The 24,649-nt window shown below is 61.8% G+C and carries 28 protein-coding genes and 1 pseudogene; 24 read left to right on the forward strand and 5 right to left on the reverse strand.

The features are described 5' to 3' along the window. Nucleotides 1-40 precede the first annotated feature (40 nt). The gene (locus tag AC5QAH_RS02785) at nucleotides 41-523 is read left to right on the forward strand and encodes a hypothetical protein (protein ID WP_054172061.1); all 483 of its coding nucleotides are present in this window, start codon (nucleotides 41-43) and stop codon (nucleotides 521-523) included. A 50-nt stretch (nucleotides 524-573) separates the two neighbouring features. On the opposite strand, the pseudogene AC5QAH_RS02790 reads toward AC5QAH_RS02785, so the two are convergent. Continuing rightward, nucleotides 574-1,466: pseudogene (locus AC5QAH_RS02790) on the reverse strand (transposase). Between the two features lie 148 nt (nucleotides 1,467-1,614). Between AC5QAH_RS02790 and AC5QAH_RS02795 the strand changes: the two are divergent. From AC5QAH_RS02795 to AC5QAH_RS02830, 8 genes are all read left to right on the forward strand, one after another. Further along, nucleotides 1,615-2,550, forward strand: coding sequence for a hypothetical protein (locus tag AC5QAH_RS02795; RefSeq protein WP_495232079.1), 936 nt, complete (start codon nucleotides 1,615-1,617; stop codon nucleotides 2,548-2,550). After that, on the forward strand, nucleotides 2,547-2,720 hold the full coding sequence (locus tag AC5QAH_RS02800; protein WP_154583036.1) for a hypothetical protein: 174 nt from the start codon (nucleotides 2,547-2,549) through the stop codon (nucleotides 2,718-2,720). The genes AC5QAH_RS02795 and AC5QAH_RS02800 overlap by 4 nt, the downstream gene beginning before the upstream one ends. A 448-nt stretch (nucleotides 2,721-3,168) precedes the next feature. Then, complete coding sequence (locus AC5QAH_RS02805; protein ID WP_054172059.1) at nucleotides 3,169-3,642, forward strand: hypothetical protein; 474 nt, start codon at nucleotides 3,169-3,171, stop codon at nucleotides 3,640-3,642. Further along, a complete protein-coding gene (locus AC5QAH_RS02810) occupies nucleotides 3,639-4,202 on the forward strand; it encodes a GNAT family N-acetyltransferase (protein WP_233654014.1) in 564 nt (187 codons plus the stop codon). The genes AC5QAH_RS02805 and AC5QAH_RS02810 overlap by 4 nt, the downstream gene beginning before the upstream one ends. A 242-nt stretch (nucleotides 4,203-4,444) precedes the next feature. Beyond that, nucleotides 4,445-4,885 carry a DUF6573 family protein gene (locus AC5QAH_RS02815; RefSeq protein ID WP_054172057.1) on the forward strand — a complete coding sequence of 147 codons (441 nt, stop codon included), beginning with the start codon at nucleotides 4,445-4,447 and terminating at the stop codon, nucleotides 4,883-4,885. Nucleotides 4,886-4,971: 86 nt separating this feature from the next. Then, complete coding sequence (locus tag AC5QAH_RS02820) at nucleotides 4,972-5,886, forward strand: hypothetical protein (RefSeq protein WP_495232080.1); 915 nt, start codon at nucleotides 4,972-4,974, stop codon at nucleotides 5,884-5,886. Beyond that, the gene (locus tag AC5QAH_RS02825; RefSeq protein WP_495232081.1) at nucleotides 5,883-6,149 is read left to right on the forward strand and encodes a hypothetical protein; all 267 of its coding nucleotides are present in this window, start codon (nucleotides 5,883-5,885) and stop codon (nucleotides 6,147-6,149) included. Before AC5QAH_RS02820 ends, AC5QAH_RS02825 begins: the two co-directional genes overlap by 4 nt. Further along, nucleotides 6,095-6,643: an AbiU2 domain-containing protein gene (locus AC5QAH_RS02830; protein WP_495232082.1), complete on the forward strand. Its 549-nt coding sequence runs from the start codon at nucleotides 6,095-6,097 to the stop codon at nucleotides 6,641-6,643. The genes AC5QAH_RS02825 and AC5QAH_RS02830 overlap by 55 nt, the downstream gene beginning before the upstream one ends. Before the next feature lie 163 nt (nucleotides 6,644-6,806). Here AC5QAH_RS02830 and AC5QAH_RS02835 read toward each other — a convergent pair whose 3' ends face one another. Further along, the gene (locus AC5QAH_RS02835; protein WP_495232083.1) at nucleotides 6,807-8,585 is read right to left on the reverse strand and encodes a type 4 pilus major pilin; all 1,779 of its coding nucleotides are present in this window, start codon (nucleotides 8,583-8,585) and stop codon (nucleotides 6,807-6,809) included. Between the two features lie 171 nt (nucleotides 8,586-8,756). Between AC5QAH_RS02835 and AC5QAH_RS02840 the strand changes: the two genes are divergently transcribed. The 5 genes from AC5QAH_RS02840 to AC5QAH_RS02860 all read left to right on the forward strand — a co-directional run bounded on the left by AC5QAH_RS02840 (nucleotide 8,757) and on the right by AC5QAH_RS02860 (nucleotide 11,819). Beyond that, nucleotides 8,757-8,936, forward strand: coding sequence for a hypothetical protein (locus tag AC5QAH_RS02840; RefSeq protein WP_180836295.1), 180 nt, complete (start codon nucleotides 8,757-8,759; stop codon nucleotides 8,934-8,936). Then, nucleotides 8,927-9,391 (forward strand): hypothetical protein, encoded by a 465-nt coding sequence (locus AC5QAH_RS02845; protein WP_054172054.1) that lies wholly within the window; start codon nucleotides 8,927-8,929, stop codon nucleotides 9,389-9,391. Before AC5QAH_RS02840 ends, AC5QAH_RS02845 begins: the two co-directional genes overlap by 10 nt. A gap of 114 nt (nucleotides 9,392-9,505) precedes the next feature. Beyond that, nucleotides 9,506-10,102, forward strand: coding sequence for an AAA family ATPase (locus AC5QAH_RS02850; RefSeq protein WP_054172053.1), 597 nt, complete (start codon nucleotides 9,506-9,508; stop codon nucleotides 10,100-10,102). Then, complete coding sequence (locus tag AC5QAH_RS02855) at nucleotides 10,099-10,707, forward strand: hypothetical protein (RefSeq protein WP_054172052.1); 609 nt, start codon at nucleotides 10,099-10,101, stop codon at nucleotides 10,705-10,707. The genes AC5QAH_RS02850 and AC5QAH_RS02855 overlap by 4 nt, the downstream gene beginning before the upstream one ends. Before the next feature lie 2 nt (nucleotides 10,708-10,709). Beyond that, the gene (locus AC5QAH_RS02860) at nucleotides 10,710-11,819 is read left to right on the forward strand and encodes a hypothetical protein (RefSeq protein WP_495232084.1); all 1,110 of its coding nucleotides are present in this window, start codon (nucleotides 10,710-10,712) and stop codon (nucleotides 11,817-11,819) included. 37 nt (nucleotides 11,820-11,856) lie between these two features. On the opposite strand, the gene AC5QAH_RS02865 is transcribed toward AC5QAH_RS02860, so the two are convergent. The 3 genes from AC5QAH_RS02865 to AC5QAH_RS02875 all read right to left on the reverse strand — a co-directional run bounded on the left by AC5QAH_RS02865 (nucleotide 11,857) and on the right by AC5QAH_RS02875 (nucleotide 14,116). Then, entirely contained in the window at nucleotides 11,857-12,003 is a 147-nt protein-coding gene (locus AC5QAH_RS02865) for a hypothetical protein (protein ID WP_154583035.1), read from the reverse strand. A 119-nt stretch (nucleotides 12,004-12,122) separates the two neighbouring features. Then, complete coding sequence (locus AC5QAH_RS02870; protein ID WP_495232085.1) at nucleotides 12,123-13,019, reverse strand: HNH endonuclease; 897 nt, start codon at nucleotides 13,017-13,019, stop codon at nucleotides 12,123-12,125. A 5-nt stretch (nucleotides 13,020-13,024) separates the two neighbouring features. Further along, nucleotides 13,025-14,116, reverse strand: coding sequence for an HNH endonuclease signature motif containing protein (locus tag AC5QAH_RS02875; RefSeq protein ID WP_495232086.1), 1,092 nt, complete (start codon nucleotides 14,114-14,116; stop codon nucleotides 13,025-13,027). 767 nt (nucleotides 14,117-14,883) lie between these two features. Between AC5QAH_RS02875 and AC5QAH_RS02880 the strand changes: the two genes are divergently transcribed. From AC5QAH_RS02880 to AC5QAH_RS02925, 10 genes are all read left to right on the forward strand, one after another. Continuing rightward, nucleotides 14,884-15,285 carry a hypothetical protein gene (locus tag AC5QAH_RS02880; protein WP_054172048.1) on the forward strand — a complete coding sequence of 134 codons (402 nt, stop codon included), beginning with the start codon at nucleotides 14,884-14,886 and terminating at the stop codon, nucleotides 15,283-15,285. Nucleotides 15,286-15,313: 28 nt separating this feature from the next. Further along, nucleotides 15,314-15,949 carry a hypothetical protein gene (locus AC5QAH_RS02885; RefSeq protein WP_054172047.1) on the forward strand — a complete coding sequence of 212 codons (636 nt, stop codon included), beginning with the start codon at nucleotides 15,314-15,316 and terminating at the stop codon, nucleotides 15,947-15,949. 60 nt (nucleotides 15,950-16,009) lie between these two features. Then, the gene (locus AC5QAH_RS02890) at nucleotides 16,010-17,080 is read left to right on the forward strand and encodes a hypothetical protein (RefSeq protein WP_054172046.1); all 1,071 of its coding nucleotides are present in this window, start codon (nucleotides 16,010-16,012) and stop codon (nucleotides 17,078-17,080) included. Nucleotides 17,081-17,145: 65 nt separating this feature from the next. After that, nucleotides 17,146-17,478 carry a hypothetical protein gene (locus AC5QAH_RS02895; protein ID WP_054172045.1) on the forward strand — a complete coding sequence of 111 codons (333 nt, stop codon included), beginning with the start codon at nucleotides 17,146-17,148 and terminating at the stop codon, nucleotides 17,476-17,478. Nucleotides 17,479-17,501: 23 nt separating this feature from the next. Next, nucleotides 17,502-20,483 carry a TraM recognition domain-containing protein gene (locus AC5QAH_RS02900; RefSeq protein WP_054172044.1) on the forward strand — a complete coding sequence of 994 codons (2,982 nt, stop codon included), beginning with the start codon at nucleotides 17,502-17,504 and terminating at the stop codon, nucleotides 20,481-20,483. A gap of 86 nt (nucleotides 20,484-20,569) precedes the next feature. Beyond that, entirely contained in the window at nucleotides 20,570-21,094 is a 525-nt protein-coding gene (locus tag AC5QAH_RS02905; protein ID WP_054172049.1) for a hypothetical protein, read from the forward strand. A 137-nt stretch (nucleotides 21,095-21,231) separates the two neighbouring features. Further along, nucleotides 21,232-21,435, forward strand: coding sequence for a hypothetical protein (locus tag AC5QAH_RS02910; protein ID WP_054172043.1), 204 nt, complete (start codon nucleotides 21,232-21,234; stop codon nucleotides 21,433-21,435). 227 nt (nucleotides 21,436-21,662) lie between these two features. Next, nucleotides 21,663-21,890 carry a hypothetical protein gene (locus AC5QAH_RS02915; protein ID WP_005410158.1) on the forward strand — a complete coding sequence of 76 codons (228 nt, stop codon included), beginning with the start codon at nucleotides 21,663-21,665 and terminating at the stop codon, nucleotides 21,888-21,890. A gap of 212 nt (nucleotides 21,891-22,102) precedes the next feature. Continuing rightward, a complete protein-coding gene (locus tag AC5QAH_RS02920; RefSeq protein WP_230080599.1) occupies nucleotides 22,103-22,756 on the forward strand; it encodes an ankyrin repeat domain-containing protein in 654 nt (217 codons plus the stop codon). Continuing rightward, nucleotides 22,734-24,605, forward strand: coding sequence for a helicase HerA-like domain-containing protein (locus AC5QAH_RS02925; RefSeq protein WP_054172040.1), 1,872 nt, complete (start codon nucleotides 22,734-22,736; stop codon nucleotides 24,603-24,605). The genes AC5QAH_RS02920 and AC5QAH_RS02925 overlap by 23 nt, the downstream gene beginning before the upstream one ends. Nucleotides 24,606-24,649: the final 44 nt, after the last annotated feature.

Consider the following 24,649-nt stretch of genomic DNA (forward strand, 5'->3'; position numbering starts at 1 on the left):
TGCGCTATGCATTGAGGGAACACCACTTCAAGGAGGTCCCATGTCTTACAACGCTCACCACACCCCCGGCGGTCACACGCAGTGGGGCTTGCTGGCACCGGCCACCGTCATCCTCGGTGGTGCAGGCCTGCTGTTTCTTGCCGGCGCCCAGGAGATCGGCCAAAACGCGGGCTATGGCTGGCAGGCCGGCTTGGCGGCCGCTGGTGGGGCAGCCGTGCTGCTCTTGTTGGCGATGCTCTACGTGTTGAACTGGCGAGCGGCCCGTGTGCGTGCCGCAAGGGCCAACGGCTTGCTGGTGTCGCCACGCAAGGGGGGCTTCGGAAAGGGAGCCCTGGTGGGATTGCTCTTCGTCGTTGCCCTGCAGTTGGTCAGCGTCGCGATCGGCTTGCTCTACCCGGGCTTGGAAGAGGGCGAGCGAAACTTCTTCATTTCCGTGCCCCCAATGGCTCTGACGGCGCTCATGCCGGTGGCGCTGATCGTGGGCGGCATCGCAGGCAAGCTCTGGCGCTCCACCAGCCTGTGAGATCAATCCATGTCCTTTGGGGCCCCCGAGAGGGGGCCTTTTTGGGTTCTTCACCCAACTCCGGGGAAGGCTTCCCGGATTTTGAGGAAGAAATAGGCGTCGTCTCGGTATCCGTAGGCGACGCGCTTGATGACCTCAATCTTGTTGTTGATCCCCTCGACCAGATTCCCTAGGTCTTCACCACACGCCGGGCAGGTTTGTCTTGGCGTAGCCTGTTGGCCTTATCCACGGGGACCCGGTCAATGACCTCCCGGCCGTATTCGGCCACCACATGGAACAGGTCGTAGACCACTTCGCCGTTCGGGCATTGGGCTTTCACTTCTAGGTCGAAGGCCGAATTCATGTCCATGGCGACTGCGTTCGCAGCCGTCCTTTCCGAGTGGCTCAAAGAAGGGACGCACGTCTGCGTGGCTGCGACCTCGGCCGACCCAAAGCACGCGCTTGCGTGATGGCTCGACCACCACGATGGCGTAGCGATGCCCTTTTGGATCGCAAACTCATCCTTCGCGATCACCCGGACGTCAGATAGGTCTACTGGACCCAGCGACCGCACCAGATGCTTGGAATCAAGCGCCTTGACCGTCTTCCAGTCCAAGCCAAGCCACTTTGCGGTGGCATGGATGGAGGCCGTGGCACACATGCGTGCCACGCTCTGCGCCAGCCGTTGTGTTACCCGGGCATGTCGCTCCAGCCAATCCAGATGCTCCAGTTTTGGCCCGCAGCGAGGACAGGCCAGCCGCTGGCGCTGGACTTCCAGCTCGACCGGCTCATCGAACAGGGGCAGTTCACGGACCTGCCGGAGCGTCTGGTAGTGGATGGCCACCACCCACTTGCCACATCCGCTACAGCGTCGGCCGCGGTGTGAATCAGGCAGCAGCGAAAGCACCAGCCAAGTGGCTCCGCCACGCGCCTCCCGGCGCCATCCATCCAGGCGATACCCCACCCAGCATCACAGCAACGGCATACAATCCAGCTTGGCCACGGCCGGCCCCAGTATGTAGTCTCGACAACCACAATCTAGCGGGTCGGCCGTGAGCGTCTTCCCTCAGATGGGAAAAGAACCTTTTTTATGCGTTTTGCAGGGGGACGGGATGAATCCGGAATACGTTGAAGATGAAGAGATGGACGAGCAGACGGAGCTGTTCTACAAGTCGCTCTCCAACGCTGTCGCTTACGTAAGCAATGAAGCACTCGTGCTCACCCAGTATGAGGTGGCGCGCCCTGGACTGTTTCCCAAACTCTGGGACGGCATCGGGGACTTCGATAAGCGGATGAACGACATCGCAGAGCACTTGGGCGGTCCTCCTGACTTCTACATCATGTCGAAAACCCGAGAGGTTGAACCGCCACCCGCCGATAGCTATCCAGATGCTACATTGCGAGAGGCTCTCGAAATGTTCTTGCGTGCTCGAAAGTCAGTCGTCAGAGCGCACATGTTCATGACTGGCTCAACGGTGCTGGCGCACGCCCCAGAAATGATGGACCTGTCTACGGAAACAGACGAAGCCGAACTCTTCGTTTCAAGCGCGCAGAGCGCATTTTGGGAGCACGCCGAGACGGCTTACATCCGGCTCTATTCGTTCTGGGATCGTATCGGTCAAATCCTCGAATTTGCCTTCTTTAACATCCGGAAGTTCGACCACAACACGTTCTCAGCGGTGATCGACCGCATCAATGCCAACATTGTCCCCATGAGTAAGCGCCTAGAAAGCAGTGCGTCATGGAAGAGGGTGAGAACGTTCCAAAAGTCAGAGAAGGAGGACGGTCTCAAATGGCTTCTGGCACGTCGAAATCTCATCGTGCATAGCCTTCATCTACATCCGATCAAGACGAAAGATGAAAGCGTGTTCAAATCGCAGTTCAATCACTTGGAAAACTCCCATCGTGAGAAGCTTCGGCCTCGTGATGCAGGGGGCGAAGTCGATCTGTTGCTTGGGCAATTGAACCAAGCCGCATCGCTTTTTGGCTCAGTGCTGTCGATCATTCAAACGACGCCCTCCCGCAAGGTTGACCCTTTTATCTCATGAACTTCCACATCCTCGCCCTGTCTATCGCTGAAATCGTCCAAACCACCTTCCCAGGTCGTGCCACGCTGACGCCTGCCGAGGCCGCCTTGGTGCTCTTTGGCATCGGTGATAAGAGCGGCGCACAACGCGTCCGAGATCGTTTGGATAAAGGCAGCTTGCTCCCGGCTTAAAGAAGAGCGGAGGGCGGTGGCTCATTCCCGTGGCTTCGCTTGTGGCGAGCCTGGAAGCGCTGGAAAAGCCGGTGCCAGTCATGAGAGAAGAGGGCAGGGCCAATCAAGGTCCTGTCCTCATTCCCATGCGTTCGGGATGCTGGGCGGGGTATCGCCTGGATGGATGGCGCTACCAGGGGCCTCGTTCGCGCTACGGCAAAGCGATGGCTGAATTCGTCCATGACATCGGATGGAACTTGAAGGATTCAGTCCTTCATGAAGTCAAGAGTGACTACTCGTGTGATATCCGCGCCTTCACAGAAGAGGCAGCTCGTCGGGCACATCAAGCTCGGCTGGATGAAGTGCTTTCAGAGGTTGTGCAGTCCTCTCGGTCGCGTGTGCGCCTCTAATGCCAACCGGACCGGAATACGTCTCACCGTCTGACACAGGCGAAGGGCAAAATGGCTCCATGACTCACGATGCCGCTCCATCCATCCTCCGGGCCCCGGCCTACGGCCTGCTGCTCGGTCAGACCGATTGCCATTTCTGCCACGCCCCCACTCCCACCGCCGCGATCTGGATGCCCTCGTTCGAGGAGCACGATGACGAGGGGTTGGTGGATCAGGGGGAGGGTGCTTTGTTGCGCTACATCGAGCGCTTGAACGAGGAGGCCGCTGCGTTCGTTGCCGGCCACGCCCCTTGGCTTCGCTTCGCCACTACTCGAACGTCAGGGCAAACCTACCTGGCCCACCATTGCACCACCTGCGGGGCCCTGCAGGGCGATCACTTCGTGTTCTCGCCGGATGGTCCCTACTGGCCCCAAGACGATGTCCAACTTGCGTCTCTTCGCTTCATCCGAGGTTTGGGCCCGCTCACCGCTCAAGCGTCCGCGGGGCAGAGTGGTTGGATGAACAACGTTCCCAAGGTTTGCTCATACGTATGACCATTTCCATTCGTTCCGCTGTTGCGGAAGATGCCGCATGGATAGTTGTTCTGCTTCGCGACGGAGCACGGCAAGGGCATTTCCGCGATACCCTCAGCGCCCAAGCGGTTCCCTTGGTGGAAGAGCTACTTCATGTCGGCTTCTTGACGATGGTGAAGCTGCGACACAATCGACCGGAGGTTTGCAGGGTTGACGGCGACGTGAGGGTTGCGACCTGGGAGGATCAGCCGGCGGCGTTTCTGATCTGCATGCATGATCGCGAAGGCTACGAGCTCCATCTCGCCGGCACGCGACCAGAGTTCATCCGGCGTGGTTGCTTCAAGGCATTGGTGCGCCACGCGTTGGCCAGTTCACCGGGGGAGGGCAGAGTCTTCGCACGGTGCTATGCGACGTCCAGCGTCGCCATTGAGGCATTGAAGGCCCATGGTTTCGTGCGCACCAGCGGCAGCGATCCAGTTGAGTTGGACTGGGACAGGACGTTTCCATTGCCAGAGAACGTGGAAGCGGTTACCCGGTCCTGGTGGCAGCGCCTCCTTGGAGGATTCAGACGGGCCGATTGAGGGTCAGTCGGTGTGCCGCTCGCGGCACGCCATTCAAGCCCCTTGCGCTCCGCGCGGCCCCATCGCCCGGCTTCTCCGGTCAAGGGCCATTCCAGGCCCCGTGTCCTCGCTGCGCTGCGGGCCGCGCCAGCCCTTCCATTTCCTCCCTTGACCGCGCCTGTCGGTGGGGCAGTGGGTTCCCCATTCCAGGACATCCCGACCGGATGCCCTGGGCGGGCCATCACTGACAAGAGGAACTGCGCATGTTCGAACCTTCTGATCTCATCCATTCCTACACCCGCGCCCAGGCGATCGAAGACGGCGTCCTGGTGGACGTGTCCGACGTGGCCAAGGAAGCCGGCTTCAAGTTGCCCGTGGCCATCACCCGTGCTGCGTGGACGCGCTACGTCGAAGTGCCCAGAGGGTTGGAACTGCGCGGCCAGTCGGTGGACGGCCGGCTCTGGGACGTGCTTTTCATGCTCCACGTTGCTATCAAACAGCAGCAGAGCGACGGTTCGGAGCTCCAGTTCCAACTCCACGTGGCTCTGCCCGATGCTGGCGACTGGTTGTCGAACGAAGCCCACCCGGAGGCCGGGTCTGGCCTGACGCGGTCGACCCATCGCCTTGTCACCTTGAAAGCGCTGTCTGGGCCCGGGGACGCCCTGGAGCCGGTGGTCACCATCATGCTGCCCAACGAGGATTGAGAAAGGGGGCCGGGACACCGGCCCTCATCGTTTTCCCGTGCTGGTCCCGCCGCTACCATAGCGGGACGACAAGGGAGGGGCAGGGGATGGAGAAGTTCAGCTGGAAAGTGATTCCGTTGGCTCAGAGCGAGAAGCTGGGGCCGCTGGTGCCTGACGCACTTCCTATCCTGCTGCGATGGGCCAAGGAAGGCGATGACCACACCTACACCGATCTGGCGCGTGAACTCCACGACCGCAACGGCCATTCCATCAAGCACGTCCTGAATTACGGACGGGTCGCGGGTGGGGTGGCGCAGGCCATCGAATGGTTGAGCAAAAAATGGGGGGAACCCATTCCACCCTTGCATGCCATCGTGATCAACAAGAACAAGGGTATTCCTGGGGATGGGGCGGTGACCATCGTTCCGGCGTATTTCGATGGCAAGCCCATGGCGACCGAAGAAGAGCGCAAGGCGCAGTTTGAAGAAGCCAAGCAGGATGTCTTCACTTACCCACACTGGGACAGGGTTGCCCGCGCCTTGGGCGCCCCCGTTGTGGAGCCTGATGCTGGAGAGAAGCCTCAGAACGAGGCGCAGCGCGTCATCCCGCTCCCCAAGGTCCAGCAGGGAGGCGGCCCAGAGAGCGCCGAACATCAAGCCCTCAAGCGCTGGGTGGCCAACCATCCGGAAGAGTTCATGGACTACGGCGACTTCACCGCTGGCACGAACGAGAAGCTCTTGAGCTCCGGCGATCGGTTGGATGCCCACTTCGACAACGGCAAGCACCGTCTAGCCGTTGAGGTGAAGACCAGCCGGTGCAGCGAAGACGAACTCCAGCGCGGGGTCTATCAAGCGGTGAAATACCGCGCCGTTCTCCGGGCCGAGCAGAAGGCGATCCGTCACGTGCCCAACGGGGAGGCTGTGCTGGTATGCACGCGCGCTCCGAACACGGAAACTCGAGCACTCATCAAACGCCTGCAGGTGCGGTTCCAGCAAGTGCCGCTGGAGGCGGAGCGAGAATGAAGCCTGAGGAACTGGAACAACGTATTCGCCAAATCGATGGATTCGTTCGGGTGCTCACGCAGGAGTGCCACATCCTCGACGAGCGCCGGCACATCCTGTCCCCACTCATTCAAGATCCCGAGATCCAGGCAGGGCTGAAAGCCAAGCTGGACAAGAGCCGGGTGCCAATGCCTGGAACCACCTGGCGCCGCTTCTTGGACAAGACCTGGTGCGCGATCAGTCACGGCTTTTTCTGGACAACGATCCCAGGTCGGGTAGCCTGACCAACCTGTGGAGAAAGCTGCAAGCAGATCCAGCCATCAAGGAGCACTACCGGGAGCGCTACGGGCGCATGTTCGATCACTTCCACGACGAACCGATCAGTGACCTGCCGCCCGAAAGCTCGGCTGTTTTCCAGGAGAAGTTCAGACAGAGCGATCGGGACGAAAATTACTCGCGCTTCGATAGTGGCTGGGAAAAGGTCTCCAATGAAATGGTGATCCTTTCGGCTGATCCCGTGGCAGCGAAAATCAAGACCCTCCGGGACAAGCACCACGCCCACCTGGAGATGCGCAAGCTGGACGAGGAGCCTGGCGCGTTTGACATCAAAACGCTTGGGTTGACCTTCAATGAGGTCTTGGCTTTTGGCGATCGCTGTCAGGCCATCGTGGCAGAGCTGGGACTGCTGCTGACCGGGACCAGCTGGGATCCACAGCAATACGCATCGGTTCACGAAGCCCAGGGCAAGGCGATGTGGAAAACCTTGGCTGGGGTTTGACTTCGAGGCACAACAGCGAAGAGCCCAGAAGCCGCCGCAGGTGGCCAAGCCAACTGCCTTCTGAAAAGCACGCTTGGTGCGAAGGCATTGCCTCCGGTCGGTTTTGGAGATCCGAAGCTTTGCCACTTCGAACGTGAGGGATGCCCCCCCGCCTTCTTTGCCGTCAGGGGCATTTGAATTCAAAGCCCACCCAGTCGCTCGCTCCCAGGTCTTGCCAGTAGAACCGTGCGCCTGGACCCACGACGCTGCACGAGCAAGCCGCCGGCCAAACCGCGGTGCCTGGGTGGTTGACGAAGCCGTAACCTGGCATCGGAGTTAAGTTGGCGCGCAGCGCGTAGACACAGGCTTCCAAAGCCGGTGTTGGGCGGGTCACGCCAGGTGGCTCTGGCGTAAACGTGGGGGTGTCGTTCGTTTCGTATTGCCAAGTGCATGCCAACGAGGTCGCTTGAAGCTCGGCCAGGGTCCGGGGAGCGTTGCAGAAGATCGCCCAGCCGTAGTGCCCTCCGTCTCCCCACGAATGCCAAGATCGCCCGGTGTATTCGGGAAACGTCGGAGGTGGTGCGTTGGGGGTGCATGTATTGACCTCGTTGCGACGAACCCCGGTCTCCGCCCAATTTGTCCAAGTGGTGAACGTCGGGCTGGGCAGCGACCACGTGGTGGCTGGGCAGTTGTATGACCCGGTCCTCGTCCGCCGCTGCTCGGCCTGCCACGTGTGCGCTCCACTCTGGCCCGCCGGGCAAGCGGCCGCCGTGGTGATCCACTGGGTTTCCGCTTGTGGGAAAGGCGCTGGGCACGCCGCGCAGGTGGTGTTGGTCTGGGTCCATGTGTTCCACGAACCGGTGCCCGTGCACGTGAAGGTGCGCTGCTGGCCGATCGCGCCAAACTGACCTGCAGGGCATCCCACGTTGCGCGTTTCGGGAGCAGGGCATGGTGCGCAGGTGCTGCTGGTCGTGGTCCAACTGCCGGCCGTCGTGGAGCCAGCCCACGCCTCGTAAACGCTCGGGTCGGTTCCGCAGTGGTGACGGCTTTTTTGGAACACCTGGCCCACTTGGCCCAATGGGCAGTTGATAATTCGGTTCTCGCTCCACTCCTGACACGGCGGCACCGTGCTTGTCGGTGGCGGCGTGGCGGGCGGTGAAGTAGGCGGAGCCGGAGGCGTCACCGTCACCGGGGGAGATGGTGGAGTGGCCGGTGGAGGCGTCGTGGGAGGAACGCTTGGCGGCGGGGCGGTTGGGGGCGACACCGGCGTGGAAGGCGCGACTGGTCCCACGGGTCCCACCGGGGTTCCCACGGGCGGAGAAACGGGTGGCGTGACCGAGGGCGTGGCGGGCGGCAACACCAGCGGCGATCCGGTCCACTCGCCTCCCAACAATCCGCTGTGGTAAACGAACTCGACGCGCGATTTGTCCGCACAAGTGCGGCTCAGCAATCCGACGTCGAGCTGGCCGCCGGTGTTTCGAATCACCGACACGTCCGAGACCTGCGCGTCCCACACCCCGCCCGCGTTGGCCGCGACCAGGTCCACGCACGCTTGACGAGGAAGGCCGGCGTAGCTCACGGAGAACGAATCACCGAAGCGATCGACGGTGTAGGGCTGGACGTTTACCGCGCCGCCCCACGCGTTGGTCAAGACGCTTTCCCCGGCGCCGAGCTGGGAATCAGGGGCCAAACCATCGACCACTATGGCCGCGGTGCTCACCCCGCGGAACGTCCCCACCATCCCAAAGCTGCTCTCGATACGTCGGGACAGCTCACGCAGGTTGCGCGTTTCGCTGGCCACCTTCGCCTTTGCATCGACCTGGCCAAAGAAGAGGAACATCGCGCCCGTGGCGGCGGTCACAACGCCCAGCGCCAGCAAGGCCTCGGTGAGGGTGAAGCCCAGCGCGCTGCGCACGCCCTTGGAAAGGCGGGTGAGGGGAGGCGAACAGCGGGGGCGGGTCATGTGCGTCATGCATTCAGCATGCGATGCACCTTGGATTCCGCAAGCCCCTGTTTTTAGTCAAAAAAACATGGGTTTTCATCTTGACATTGCACGGTGGTTTGGTTGCATGGGTTAAGAGAGTGGGGTGACCTACTCACAAAATCGCTTCAAACAACCCAAGAGACCGCCGCCATGATTGAAAGCCCCACCCGCTCGGCCCACCCCATTGCTGGTGCTGGCCTTCCCTTCGCGCACATCCCACCCACGGCTCCCGTGTTCCTGCCCGAAGGCAAGCTTCGCCGGCAAGCCCGGCTGGCCCGCCAGCAACGCCACTTCGAGCGCCAACTGCGCAAGGAGCTGAAATGGAAATGACCGGTCACAGGCTTGCTCAACGACTTCTGGATGCCATCGAGCACCGCAACCCTTGGGCGCTTGAAGAGGCCATCGCGGCTGTCCGCGAGGCGCGCCTGGAGGCTTGGAGGGGCCTAACGGCTTTCCCGTCCTTGGACCACCCGGTGGGGCCCAACGGAATAACCGCTTTCCACTTCGCTTGCATGGCGTGGCACGTAAACCAGGATGACCTGCACGAACGGCAGTGCTACGACAAGATGGCCGGAATGCTGGCCGAAGCCGGGGCGGACGTGTTTGCGGAGTTCGGCCCGGCAAAGCAACGCTGGACGATCATTGAAGCGCTGCATGGCGCTACGCCACCGTCTGTCAAAGCATGGATGGCCTCTCAGCCATTCGATCTGCATTGCTCGCCTTCAAACGTCGCCTACACGCTGCGGTGGGACTGCCGTCGTCCAGCCGCCTCGCTGGAAGAATAGAAAAGAATCCAAGGGCTGAATGACCTGAAAGGGTTGCAAAAACATGCACTTGCGCGATGGCGGCGTCGGGGTAGATTCGGTAGGAACCCCTATCTACTCACGAAAGGATGCCCTATGCGACTGTGCAACTTCTCACTCAAGGGTGGCGTCGGCCGCACGACGCTGGCCCTGAATCTTGCCGGGTGCTATGCCCGTGACCCCAGCCTGCGTGTGTTGGTCAACGACCGGGACCCCCAGGGCGGAGCCTGTGCGTTTGCCTCACTGTCGGACGAAACACCGTTCAGTGTCGGGCGTTCGCGCTCCCCTGGCTTCGACGTGGAGATCACCGACACCCCGCCGCGTCTGCCGGACAACGAGGTGATCCCCGAGGCCGACCTCTACCTGGTGCCAACGTTGCTCGACGGGGCCAGCTTCCTCATCTTCCTGCGAACCGTGGATGTGCTGGAGAAGAAGGGAAAGCGTTACCTGCCCATCGCCAACCGGGCCAACGAGAAGCGGGCAGCCCATCGACGCCGCCTGGAGCACCCCAAGATGTCGGGCGCCATCCTGGTGCGGGATCGAGCGTTGTTTGCGGACTGCTACGAGGAGGGAAAGACCGTGTTCGACGCCAACGGCCGCTGGGCCCGTGTGGCGCAGGAGGAGATCCACGCCCTGGCTGTCCGTGTGCGCGATACCTTGCCTGCTGGTGCAGGCCGGAGGGCTGCGGCATGATGGAGCTTCCCTTGGTTTCTCCCCCAGACCTACCCATGGCCACTCGTAAAGTTCCAACGAAGAAGACCGCAGCCAAGAAGACGGCCAAGCGCACGTTGGATGACGTCAAGGACGTGACCCATGCCAAGGCTCGCCGGACCAGCAAAGCGTCAGGCCTTCCGATCGCCCGCATCCCGGAGCACCTGTTGCTGGGGCCGGGCGACTACCCGGAGCGCAAGTCCTACTTTGACTACGACGACAGCCAGAAGGCGGGAAGCGTGGGAGGCAAGCGGGTTCACATGGTCATGCCCCGATCAGTGACCCTCCACGACTACCGACGGAGGGAGGACGGGCTGCGCCACCACCGGGCCATGGTAACCATTCCGCCCAAGCTCCGCGAGAACATCGCCAAGCTGTTCGGCTTTGACGATTCGGAAGACGCCGGCAGCGAAGTCGCGTTGACCACCGCCATGGTGGCGTTGGCCGACTACGCGGCCGCGTCACTCATCCAGGACAAGACGCTGTTGATCGTGAGCTCGCCGGTGGACGAGCACCCGGAGGAACGCAAGGCCGCCAGGGTGGCGGTGCGGAATCTGGGGATGAGCAAGAACGGAAAGATCTACTGAGCGTGGCACTTGGCCCTCTGACTGCTGATCAAGAGCACGCCATTTGGGCCAAAACCTTGCGCGTCCCCGGCATGACGGCTCAACCGCTGACCGGTTGGCTGCTTCACTCGACGGGAATCTGGGCAGACAAGCGCACGCTTTCCGATCGGTTAATCAAGATTTTTAAGGTGTCCGCCAAAACTTGGGAGGCAGGGATTCCGCGCAGGCCTAAGAAGCGGCAGCAGATCTGTGATGGCCTGGTTGCTTACGTCCGGCAAAGCCACGCTGAGCTGATGCCGGAGTGTGCGGAGCGCCAAGCCCGTGCGATGGAGCGAGGTGCACGCGCTCTGTCCGAGCATCCAACGCTCCCCCCGTGTAACTTCTTCCACCACACGCTTGGTATCGCAGGCGGAGATAGGCTGGAAGCACTGGCGGTTGCATTCGACGAGGTTTCCGCCGACGTCCTGCATGGGCGGTTGTCCAGGGACAGTATGTCAGCGGCAGTGGTCAAAGCGGCAGCAGAAGTGGTTGGACTGCCCGCGGGAGCTATGCAGCCGGATAGGCGGCTGGATCCAGGCTTGGATGCGTTGCTCCTGCTATTGGCTCAGATGGATCACGACCTCGCCACTCCTCTGATGGCTAACGCGGGTGAGATCAACAGCTTGGTAGCACTGCTGATTGATGCGCCTGGGAGTGGGGCGAGGAAGCGGGTTCAGCACCGACTTTTGGACATCTATTACGCCTTGGCGCTTGCTGCGGCCGGGCGTGACCTGCCAGAGAGCTTGCCGAAGGTCCGAGAGATTGAGGACGTGCTCATGGGCGGCCCGCCCGAATCGGGTGGCCAGTCCTGGGTGGTGCGTTGGCGCAATGGAACCAAAGCGCTTCGAGAAGAGGATGTGCTATCGGTGATCGCGCACGTCGGACACTCTACGGGGAAAGACGTGTCATGGACCATGCGACGTCTCTATGTCGCCGCCCAGGCGTGGGGTAGGGTGGAAGAACAAGGTGTTGAGGCAGTAGTCCTGGCCGGTGAGCGCTACCTCCAATGGTGGAATGCTCTGTGCAACCAGGGTCGGGTGAAGACCCCATGGGTCCAGGCCTACTGGTCCCAGTTTTCGACACGCAAAAGATGAAGCGGCTCCCCTCACCGGGAGGCGAAGCCGCCACGGCTCACTTGCCGTTCCGCTTTGCAACCACTGAGGCTGCTTTGGCCTTGAATGCCCGTTGTTGAGGGGAGGGGCTGGGTTGGCGATCCACCGCGCTTTGGATGCGTCGCTGGGCAGCCTGGGTCATTGGGGTCTTCTTGCTGTTGCTCATCGTGTTGTCCTTCCAAGAGATCGGGGTGAGCGGTCAGCCTAGAAGTGAGAAGCGGGGAAGGTGGTTAGAAATCTTGGGAATTTGATGAGCTCTTGAGACAGCTGGGACCAGTCAGGCGCTTACATCGGTAGGGGCGTGTTGCTCAGCTTGGATGACTCGTGTTCAGTCAGCCTCTTTCGCAAGGCCTCCTTGGACATCTTGGCTGGGGCGTCCAACGTGAGCTCCTTTCCGTCCAACGAACGGTAGAACGGATCGTCCACCCCCGCGCTGACGTAAACGACCAGGTCCGGCCCGATGGTCAACAGGCCTGCATCGAACAGCGCGTGGATGTCCTTTCGTAGCAATAGGCCGTTGTTCAGAGCGTTGGTGGAAGCTCCGTTGTAAGGGACGATGTGAGCGGCGTCGATGACGCTGGCCAGGGCGGTCCCGGTGACCATGCACACCGCTCCATAGTGAGCGACTAGGCGCTTGCGAAACTCGGCCTGGCCCTCTCGGATTACCCGGAGGACCTGCTCCATTCGCTTTCCCTCTGCTGCGACAGCATCAGGAGCGGGGGGCAGTGGCTTTTCCAGCCTTAATCGCCCGCTCTCCTCAAGGACGCCCTGGAGGGCTTGGATCACATCGTGACTGAAAAGCTCTGATGCCGGGCGCAACTGAAGGTCAATCCCGGACCGGTGCCGGATGTGCGCCAACAGTAGTGCGGCGTCCTCCACATACTTGAGTTTCTTTTCGCGCATGCTCCAAAGTTGGTTCAGCTCGCCCAAGCTCAAGACCTTTAGCGCTGACCTAACATCACGGCTGCTCATCCGGAGGTGGCTCAGCCCTTTTTGCAGGTGTTGACGAACGAGGTATTCCTCCAGCTCCGGCGGGTTTCCATCTTCGTTATCGCGAATGGTGAACAGGCTGCTGAAAGGCTTGTTAAATTGCTCCTTCCACTTCTTCTTTCGCCGCTGAGGCTTCGACGGGCTCCGGTTAGCCTTACTGTCGCTTCCCTTGTCCTGATCCTTTTCGTCCATGTCGGTCAATTGGTTGTCTGAGCTTGCCTCAATGGTAAGGGATCCCTGGTGTCCGGGCGCCCCTTCGACTGGCGCTTGCGGGCTTTCAACCACGCCGCCGCCAGATCGTCCACGTCGGCCTGCAGCGCGGCCCGTTCCCCAGGCAGCCATGCCCTCAACGTCCCACTGGCCACCCCAGCGTCCCGGTTCGCTAAACGGCGCCGGGCATTGAGCCACTGTGCCTTGGTTTCCTCCTGATGAGTGGCTTGACGCTGTGTCCGCATGCGAACCGCGTTGGGCTTGTCGCTGTAAGTCCGGGCATGGTCTTTGCCTTGGCTAGGCCAGGGTGTTTCGTGCGCGCCCTGTCGCCGCCGGCGGATCTGGCTCAGGCTTGGATACCGGGCCATCCACCGGTTCTCAAAGGTGCGGTCGGAAGGGGGAGCAGTCCCCAGAGGCAGGGGAATGACCAACGCGTGGAGGGCGATCAGTTGCCACGCCGCCGATTGAAAAACATCCTCGGTCAACCGGAAGGCCACCACCTCGGGGTGTTCCAGCCATTCGCCCCGGTGCACGTTGCGCAAGAGCGCGGCCAAGTCGTTCCGCGTCAGATGGGCAGGCTGGGCCAGTGGCCACCCCAGCATCCAGCTGTCCGAATGTCGCTCCACGTGGACGAGGAACCGGGGGTGTATCCAGCGCTCTTGAAGCTGGGCAAGGACGGTGACCGGCTTCGCAAAGCGCCCCGCCTCGACCAGGTGGTTGTCGGAGCGCTGGAGGACAAGCAGCCGGTCGGCCAGCAGGGCATCCAGCATGGCTGGGGGCAACCGTTGGCTCAACTCGGGCCAGGCCAACAGGTCTCGGCTGCCGCGTTCAGCGATGCAGCGTTTGCAGGCCATGAGCAGATTTTCGGTGTCCGCCGGGCCGCCCTGGTTCAACGGAACGAGGGGTGAAAGCCCCCACGAATGACGATGGTCCACCTTCAAAGGGGCGGTGCAGAAAGCGCACGCAGGGTTCTCGGAGCGGCGGGCCACGTCCAGCGCCCAACGTGGGGTGGCCGACCCACGGGCGGCATGGAAGGCCCGCACGCGGTGGGCAAACGTGGCCAGGTTAGCGGTGGTCATGGGAGCGCTCCTGAAACGAAAGCCGGCAAATCACTGATGGGCCAATGGCGGTGAATGGAGGTCATGGGGCGCACCCTCGCTTGACTAAAACGAAATGCGGCGAGGGCTCCGCGCTTTCCTTCCAGGGGTTCTTTGGCTCCCCACTTGTGATTCGGAAAACACGGTGGCGGTGTATCCATGGGCACTGCACACGTTTGACTAAAACCAATGTGGCTTGGGTGTCGTGGGGTGGTGCTGCGGGTGGGCGAGGGCATCCTGTCTTGGGGATTGGGGGCAATGCGGAACGGTGGGCTGAAAAACTCCACACGGATTCCTGGGGTGGGGCATCGGTGGGCGTGAGGGGTGGAAGAGCGGGAGCGTTGCGTGGGCATGGCGTGGGCGGTGGTCCTGTGGGGGCGAGGGGGCGTAGACCACCAATAGCGCAGCTGGGGCAACACGCAAGGGGCCGCCGAAAAGCAACTGCAAGAGCCCAACGTGGGTAGAAGCATTGTCGGCAGTGGCAGAGAAGCAGGAGCCCGGACGGTTCCCCAGAGTCGTCATACACATGACGCACTTAAGTGGGAGTGCGTTTTTCGCCCAAGAATCGGCGTCACATCTGCCGAAATCCCAATCCAATCAAGGCCTGACCGTGTCTCCAGCGAATGGAGACAGTGTCGGTGCTTGTTAGCTCGTTTGGCCTTTGTTTTTCAGGCTCCTGCGGTGGGGCCTTGCCAACTCCGAGATTCGCGGTATCGGTGGAGTAATCCCGAAATGGAGTTACTCGACCAATGGCGTTCGTTCGTCACAACGTAAACCTCGACCGCGGGCAACTGAAACTTGCTCAGCGGCTTGCTCGTGAATCGGGCAGTGGGTTCAGCGCTTACGTGCGAGAGGCGCTGGAGCGACACAACACCGCCACGTCAGTGGTGAGCGTGTTGGAGAACTCCAGCGCTCACTTGGAGCAGCTCATCGACGAGCTGCGGGAAGAGAACGCGCTGTTCCGGAGTGCGCTCCAGGAAGATCTGCGGCGGCTGCGAGACGAAACGAAGGCGGAGCAGGACGGCGCCATCCAGCGCTACGAAGAAGCGCTTCGCAAGGTGGTGACGGCGGCCCTCTCGCAACCCTCTCCCAAAGGTTCTGGTGCGGCCAGGGTGCCCGCAGCCGGACCCATGACTGCTCCACGCACCTAACTTTCCCCCACAGCAGGAGATCCATCCCATGAAACGTTTTTCCCTTCCTCTCACTCTCTGCCTGGTGGCTTGCATGCCGCTTCAGGTTTTCGCCCAGGCCACCCCTGATGCGGTGCATGCTGCGGCGGACGATGGCAAGCCCAAGGCCGATAAGAAGCGCCTGTTCAAGGCCGGAGGCATCGGTTGCGTGGCCGGCGGAGCCATCGCCTTGCTCACGGGCAAGAAAGACAAGGCCTTGGGCGCTTGCGCCGCGGGTGCTGCAGTGGGTGCTTCCGCGTCCTACGTGAAGCAGCAGCGGGAACACGCCGAGCAGGCCGCCGACGCTGCCCGTGCGGCTGGCATGAAGGCCGAAGTGGTCACCAAGACCGAAACCGTGGAGGGCAAGCAGGAAGCCGTCCTGGATTCGTTGCGCTTGAACTACAACCCCACCGACATGAAGCGGTTGAACAGCGACACCCGGGCCTTCCTCGATAGGTTCGCAGGTCTGTTGAACAAGTCCAGCAACGGGTTGACGGTGGTGTTCCAAGGAGCCGACAAGGCCGCATGCCAAGTGCCCATCGTTGAGCTGGCCAAGCGTGGCGCGCTGTCCAAGGTCACGGTGGACGACCGCTGCGGCAGCGGTGAGCCCGTGATCGTCGTGACCCCGGTGCCTGACGTCCGGTGATCTCAGTGCCCGGGTGTCGATCGATGCTCGGGTGTCCTTTCCCCCTTCCGAGGAGCCCACATGACCCCAGAAGAAAAGAACCAAAGAATCCTGCAGCGCAAGCGCGAAGAATTGCTGAAGCGTGCCAACGCAACCCCGACTGCTTCGCCTACGCAGGAAGAGCGGCTGGTTTCCGACGGCGTGAAAGAGAACCTGAAAGCTGCCAGTTACTTGGCCGGGGTGATCAGCAAGCGCACTGCCGAGTTGACCCAGAAGGGCGTTGTTGCCGCTGCAGAGAAAGCGAAGCAAGCCAAGGCGCAACTGGACGCAAGGCGCACCCGAGGAGCCCAGGAACATCGTGCTGTCGAAGAGAAGCCTCAAGACGCTCCGCTCACCCTGGAGCAGGAAATGTTGGTCAGGCAACTGACGTCCGATGCAGCTGCACCGGTTCTCGTGGGAGCGGGTGACAAGGGAATGTGGGTCCCTTGTGACCTTGGCGAGGACGTTGATGAATTAGTAGACGGCGCACTGGATACGGCTGGAATGGGTGGCCCTTCGGTGGACGCCAAGGCGTTGAGCAATGAAGATACGGCAGCCTTGGTCAATCTGTCTCAGCAGGACGCAGTGGAAGTCCTGTCCGTTTCCGCAGTGCCTGAAGGGTCCAACCGGCCCCCGGAGGCCGCGTCACCAGAGCAGCCAGTAACTCCAATCCAACCCAGCCCCCGCTCTCGTTGGCCCTGGGTCTTGGCCAGCTTGGTGGCGGTGGCATCGGTCGCTGGGGCGATCTATTCCCTCGTGGGGAAGAACGACAAGGCGCCGCCAAGCGCGCCCGCTCCCGTGGCGCCGGTTGCCACTCCAGCCGCTCCCAAGCAGTTGTCCGAGGTGGTGGAAGCCCCCGTGGTCGCGCCTGCTCCAGCCGTGCTTACAGAGCAGGCCGAGCCAGAACCTGCGATCGAGAAGCCAGAGCCGCTCGCCGCTCCCGATGTGACAGCGTCAGCGACGATTGCGCCCCAGCCCAAGCCTTCGCCGAAACGTGCAACCGCCCCATTGCCGAGGAAGGCCCCCGCACCCGCCGCCGAACCGCGGAACGACTGGCAGCAAAAAGCCAACGCAGACCTGGACGCTTGGGCGAAGAAGTCGGGGATCGATTGATCCCCCTTGCGCATCCGCGGATTCGATCTAGAAAGAAGTGACCTACTCACGAATAGAGGAGAGACGTGTTCAAGTGGCTGTTCACGCAATACCGGGAACCCGGAAAACTTCACTTCGGCTCAAAGTGGCTGAACCTGCACGGGCGCTTGTTCCTCGGCAGCCCTGAATCGTTTGGCATGGGCCACCTGAGCGGAGGCGTCCGCCGCACTTTCTACTACTTGCGCGCCGATCGCAGGCCTCCGGTCAGAGACGACACCGCGTATGACGTATGGACCAAGGATCGGCTCTACGCGAGCAAGGTTGAGCAGGTCGCAGAGCGCTGGGTGGCCAAAGCGGGCTTCCTGGCGTGCGCGCCGCTTTGTTTGATGCTTGCTGTCGTGGCGCATTGGCTTCGTTGATTTGACAGGGGAGGGAAACAGAGATGGCAGCAATCAGTTTGTTCAACGTTCTGGACTGGACGAGTGGCTTGGGCCGCAAGTTCCGACGGAAGAGCGGCGAGCCTTCGAACGTGAAGGAAGAAATCATCGTCAAATCCGCCGAGGAGTATGAAAACCTGGTGGGGCGCTTTGACGTGACCGATCGCGTTCGCAGTCGAGAGCTCGATGTGCCAGAGGCTGACCGGGATTTTGCGCTGGAGTGCGGCGCCGTCTGGGACGAGAACGCCCAGGTGTTCAAGGTGCCCGACGGACGCAGCGAGGACGAATTCCGGGAGTGGTGGCCGAAGGTTCCGGAGGATTTGCGCGACACCCAATCGCGGATCATCACGACGAAGCTTGGACGGCGTGCCGAGGGCTTCCTGCAGGGCAACGACATGGGGCAGGGCGGCGACAGCTTGGCCACTCCCTTGATGTATCTCGCCTTCCCCGTGATCGGCGTTTTGGCGACCTTCCTCGTGGGCCTCATCGGCTGGGCGGGCTGGGCCGCTCTGCTGCTGACCATTCCATACCTCATCGCCCTCAAGCAAGGCGAGGGCATGAAGGAGGCCCTGAAGGCATTGGTGCTGTTGCAGTGGGTTCCGATGGCGCTTCAGTTCATGGTTGGGGACAGCAAGGGCGGCACCGAGGTGGCAATGCAAGCCGGCGGCATGGCTGTGTATGCACAGATGGCCAAGACCTACCTGTGGTGGGCCTTTGGCTTGGTCGGCATCCTGTTTGTGGTTTGCTTTGTGGCGGCGGCCTCGCACCCGCACCGAGGCGTCATTGGCGGGACAGCCGCGCGCTTCATTCAGGCGATGAAGTGGGTCGGGCTCATCTTTGCCACCTTGGTTGTCGCCAAGGTCCTGCCGTTTGGCTTGGGCGAGGCGGCACCTTACGTGTTGGCCTGCATGTATGCGATGCAATACGCCGAAGGCAACTTTGTCCAGAACGCCGCCCGGCTCTACCTGCAGAACAACGACAACAACCTGGCCACCCAGGGGGCGTTGATCAACTCACACGTCAAGGCACGTGAACAACAAGCCGAGGCGGCCCTGTGGGACAAGACCCCGCTGATCACCATCGGGCGCGCCACGGGGCACCTGTCCGACAAGGGTTATGGCTACTCGCCCGACTTGGGCACCGTGATGATGTTCTCGTGGAGGGATTGTCAGCAGGGCTTGCTCGTATTCGGAGCCATCGGATCTGGCAAATCCTTCGCCGCGCTGAGACCCATCGCTCGTCGGTTCCGTAGAGCCGCGTTGGCGATGGCATGTGTGGCGCCAGGCCACGCAGATGCAAGGGAGCGCCTGAAGCAGCAGAAGCTTGCCGGTGGTGGCGCGCTCATCGCCGACGGCAAAGACGGGGCGATCATCTCGGACTTGGAAGGATTGTTCGATATCGTCGTCAAACCCGGGATGCGGGTGGGGCCCTACGAAGGGTTGGTGCCCGATCAGATCGTCCGGGCATTGCGCGGTGCAGCCGGTGGGCGAGTGGACGAGAAATCCAAGCTTTGGACCGACGGCGGTGACGCGTTTCTCTACCACACCGGCATCATCCTTCGTGCGCTCGTTGATCACGAGATGGCTTACAGGTCCTGGTGCTCGGCCAAGCTGGAAGGGTTGGAGCGTGCACAGATGGACGCGGAGCTTGAGCTGGTCAAACAGCGCAAGCTGGACGAGGACGTGGCCGAGACTGAGGCATTGCTCGAGCGGATCGCCGAACAGATCGCCATCCATCGAATCCCGGTGAGCGACGACAGGCAATGGCATTACACGCCATTCCACCACCACAAGTTGTTGTCCATTGTGGAACGCGTGATTCCCGCCAGCCCCGCGCCTCGTGCCAATGCAAAGCTGATGGAGGTGGTGAAATACTTGGGCCTGGAAGAGGCGGACACGAGCCATGACGAAGAAGGGCGGCTGGCCTACGCGGCCTACCTGCAACAGCACCGGCTCCGTCAGGACAACGCCCCGGAAACCATCCACCCAGACCTCTTCCGTCCCATGTCCCAACTGCAGAGCTCGCTGGAATGGGCGCTCCTGGAGGTTCCCGCGATGCATCCGGATCAGCGGCAATCGTTCACGCTCAACTCACGAGGGCTGCTGGAGAAGCTCTTGCGAGGCGAAAAGCTGCGTGACAGCAAGACGGACATGCCTTGGCATTCGATTGAGACGGGCGAGGTGGACGTGTCCGACGCGCTCTATGGAGCCATGGTAGGCCTCTTCTTGCCCCCGACCCAATTCGGTGAAGCGGGTGAAATGATGATGCGCCTGCTCAAACAGCGGGTCATGAACGGAATCAAAGCGCGTGGTGCATACGGTGACAAATGGCGTGAAGCACTGCCCGGCCAGACCGAGGTGATGCTGATGATGGACGAGGCACACCTGCTGTTGACGGCCGATGACATCAACCTCTTCTCCGTTTCGCGCTCGCTGGGGTTGATGCCCGTGCTTGCGACGCAAGGCTTTGAGAGCTTGGTCAACGCCTTTGGGTCAGTCAACGAGGCGGAGCTGATGGCCAACACGATGCAGTCGGTGATCGCGCTGAAGTGCTCGCACAACACCCACGAATACCTGGAAAAGCGGTTCGGGCTGGCCACGTTGACCACCTTCAAGCAGCGCACCCGGGGCATCGACTACCAAGGCGGTATGAACAACTGGCGCCACTCTGTGCTCAACGACCCAGATCATGCCTACGCGTCCGCCTACGACAAGATGCGCATGGAAGGGGCGGGGCGGTTGACGGCTTCGCGCATCGACGCCGTGACGGGCCGCCGCTGGCGGATTGGATCGGAGGACACGCTGGGCCAAGACGAGATCGCGCGCGACATCGACATGCCCACCGGGGGCAAGCGCGAGGTGCAGCCGCTCTTCCTGCAGGAAGAATACTCCGCTCTTCTTGAGCCCCGCGGTCACGCCATCGTGGCGCTGAGCCGTGCCGGCATCAAGCGAATCGACATGGCGGAGCTGCTGCCCGACGCGGATTGATGCGGGTAGGCGAGGGGGTTCGCCCCCTTGCCAAACCTGCGGATTGAGCAACGATGAACCTATTCACCCCAGCGGAGGAAACAAACATGAGCGACACCCTTTCCCAACCCATCGAAGAAATGACCGAGCTGCGAGCACTCCAGGCGCAGCGCAACGAGCGGCTTCTGGGCGAGCGCCCACCGCCCCAGAAGGACAGCGCGGCGCGGGCCGACTTCGAGCAGAACGTGGCCCAAGACCAAGACGCCATCGAGCAACGCCGACAGCGCGTTCTGGATTGGGCAGAGAAGGCCTCGCCCGATCAGATCGCCGCGCTCCAGGCAAAGATCCAGGAGGCCGACAAAGCCGTTCGTGATGCAAAGCCGGATGACAAGCGCGAGCAGGTGGTTCATGCGACCGTTGCGCAGTGGCGGCAGCAACGCGGGGTCCAGGGGGCGGAGAGCCCTCCCATGTTGACCCGTGAGCAGCGGATGGAGAACGGGCCCGGGCGCCTGGGATACGCCGATTACGCCCGCAGCTCGTTGAAGGAGGCGGCTTTCATGAAGGACTACGCTGCCAACTACGATTGGGAGAAGCACCAAAAGCAGGCCCAGCCGAACGTCTTCCGACAGTAATCTTTACCGATGTTCAAATCTGCCCGGTTCTTCGCAGAATCGGGCATTTTTGCGTCTTGACGCCCAGTTTTATGGTGCTCTACTGGTTATGTGACGAGTAGGTAAACCTACTCATAAAAACCCAAAGGAGAGCCTCTATGTCCACGTTGTTCAATGCCCTCAAAGACTTCGCTTTCGAAAACGCGGTCCCACTGCTGACCGGCTTGTTCCTGCTGATCGCGACCTTCGCAACGGCTGTCCTCGCCTACCCTCCGGCCGTTCCGGTTCTGCTCAAGGTAATGGCCATAGCGGCGGTGGGCTTTGTGACCATCGGGGTGGTGGTCCAGAGTTCCTTCCGGTGAGCAGCCGGCGCTGGCTCAAGCTGCGCGCGCGGTGCAGGAAGCGTTGGCGCCGGTTTGACTGGTAGGGGTTTGATTTCTGGTTCTATCCCGCGCTGATTTTCTACATGTTGGGTTGGATCGTCTTTGGCCCACCCGACAGCGTTTAACCCTTTAGCCCACTAATTCACCAGTGATCGAGCTAGGCCTTTCCGATGAGGCACATCGGCTTACCACTGCAGGAGGACCTGATGAATATCAACAACACCAACTTCCACCGTTTTCCCGACGTTGCTCCCGAGCATTTGAGTTCTTTCGCCTTGGTCGGCGGGTATGTGGATTCCCAGGTCTTGGCTGGAAGAAGCTTGGACAATGTGCTTCAGGAACTGGACAGCAGTAGCCCAGGGCAGAAGCTCTGGCATGACACTGAGATTCTTCGGCATTTCAGTGTTGCGGTGGCTACTCGCCTCAACAGCTAACATGTTCTCTTGACGGTCGCGGATTCGGCTTTACAACAGTAGAGATGGACATCCAAGAATCTCTGTTGTGCCTCTTGCGTCCCCTGGGCCTCCAACGAGCGGAGGCCTTGGCGGCCGCACTCGCTCGCGAAGCCGGCGCATCCAAAGGCCTTCACGATTCGCAAGTGTTGGCGCGCGCCCACGCACTGAGCGTTGCCCCTGTTGAGAGTCGGTTGGGCGATCTGGTTTGGCAGGTGCGCCAGCGGGAGCAGGATGGGGCACCGCAAGTGGACCTGCGCTGGGGCTTGCATCGCCTGGGGTTCGACGCGCCCATGCGGGCGTCCACACGGGACCTGGTGCGTGCTTACGAGAGGCGCTTGGCAGACCGTGACGAGCCGATGGTTTACAGCACCCTGGCAGAGAGGGTGGCTGGGTTGTCCATGGCAGAGCACGCCTCGCTGTTCCAAGGCATGGCGATGGCGGTAGAGGAGGCGCGGGCTCGGCGGTCGGATGCAAACCGGTTGCGGGAGAACGCACCGTGGCAGGCCTGGCTCGTGGGGGCGTCCCGGGCGGGCGAGGAAGCGGCACTGCTGGCCTGCATCGGCATGGGCGCGGACGCCCGGCTGCCCGATGCCAGCGGTAACACGCCACTGCATCATGCGGCCCGGTTTGGCCATGCCTCGCTGGTCACCCCGCTGGTCGAAGCCGGCGCCGACGTGGCGGCCCTCAACGCCCTCGGGTGGGCACCGCTCCACCTTGCCGCGCTTCACAGGCACGCCCGGGTCTGCCTCCACCTGATGGCCCACGGCGCCAATCCTGATCAGCCAGGGTGGCGAGGGCGGACCCCAACGCGCATGCACCGACATGAGCAAACCCAAGCCCTTTGATGCGCTGGGTGACGTGCCCGGCAGCGTTGCGCCTTCCCAGCCGGTCCGTTACTGGCACCGCGCCGTTCTTGTCGGCGGATTCGTTTTTGGCTTGGCCTACGTGGGGAGCATGGGTGTTGCCTGGCTCGTCCCGAATCCCGATGGCTCGCTCATCCGCTTCACAGATGCCTTGAACGGTGGTCTGGTGACCGCTTTTCACTTCCTGACTGCTGGCATCTCGGCACGTGCTCCGGCACGGGAGTTCATCGAACTGGTGTCCTACCACCACCCGGCGGAGACGTGGATCCGGATAGGGGTGTCGCTTCTGCTGGCGACGGGCCTTGGCCTTCGCATGTTCTTTAAGGCAGCCGAGCCGGTGAGCAACACCTGGCACCTGTCCGGATCGCGGTTGCTGGAAAGAAAAGAGGCCGTGGACGAAGCCCGGCACCGCTCGATGACACCCAAGGAAGCAGAGGCGGATCCCTTTGCCCTGTCCCTCCACCCCGATCTTTTGTTGCCAAAAAAACATTGGGCGCGCCACGTCTTGATCACCGGTTCGGTGGGGTCGGGCAAGAGCGTCATCCTCAAGCACATCCTGGAACAACTGACGCGAAAGAGGGGCGCAAAGCTGTTCCTTTACGACATCAAGGGTGATTTCACGTCGATTTTCAAAAGGCCCATCATCGTGTCGCCCTTCGATGCGCGGTCCCACGTGTGGGACGTTGCCGCTGACGTGCGGACCCCCACCCATGCGGCGGCGTTCGCTGCCTCAATCATTCCGGAGGGCGATGGGAACGCCAAGTTCTGGAGCATGGCCGCCCAGGACTTGTTGATTGGGTGCGTGCGCGAGCTCCAAAACACCCGGCCTGGCCAGTGGGGGTGGCCCGATCTGGCGGCCTTGGTGCGCCGCCCGGCTGCAGAGATGGCCGCAGGCATGCGCCCGCATTACCCCCGCGGCGCCGCACTGGTGCGTGATCCGGAGAGCCAAACCACGTCCAGCGTGCTGTCTTCCCTCGGGGGCTTCACCCGCCTCATCGACGACCTGGCCACCGCATGGCCCAAGGTTGGCAAGCGCCGTTTCTCAATGACCGAGTGGATACGGGACGACTACACCGGGCGCAAGCAGGTCATCGTTCAATCCGGACCCGACCCAACCCTGACGAAGGCCTACATCGCCGCCATGATCAACGTGGCCGTGCCAGATCTCATTGGGCCAGGTTTGCCGGACAACGAGGGCGGGCGTGGGCTCTACTTCGTGTTCGACGAGCTGACCAGCGCCGGGCGCTTGAACATCGATCCCTTGTTGGCGTTGGGACGCAGCAAAGGCGTGGTGGCCATCATGGCGGTCCAGGATCACTCCCAGATTGAGTTGGTTTATGGGGACAAGACCGCCCAGGCCTTCTCATCGCTGGTGGGCACCCACGTGGTGTGCCAAGTGCAGATGGGGGCGACCCGGGACAAGCTGGCAAGCCAGCTCGGCAAGCGGAAAATCGCCTGGCGTGGGCACGAAGACAAGGCCCAGATTCACGAAGAGAGCCGCGCGTTGGTTTCCAGCGGTGAGCTCACCGACCGGTTGGGTTTCCGCAAAGGCAATCGCTACGGTTCCGAGAAGTGGGGCATCGAGGCGATCGTCCAAATGGGCGGGGACGTGCTGTTGCTGACGTGGCCCGGCAGGAGCCATCCAACGGTTCGCGAAGGGCAGGTGGCCGCCGCGTGGACCACCAAGCCGGCCGGTGTGGTGGGAGAAGCTGAATTGCCCCCTTTGACCGGTGACGCGTTGGCCTTCCCAACCACCGCAGAAGGCATCGACACGGTCCAGCGGGTGCTGACCATGACACCCGAGGAAATCGACGCGCTTTTCAAGCGGTGATCGGCCTTGCCAACTCTCCGTTTTCTGGGACCTTGGAACAGTCA

The organism is Stenotrophomonas sp. YJH_SMC_43 (assembly GCF_059372535.1).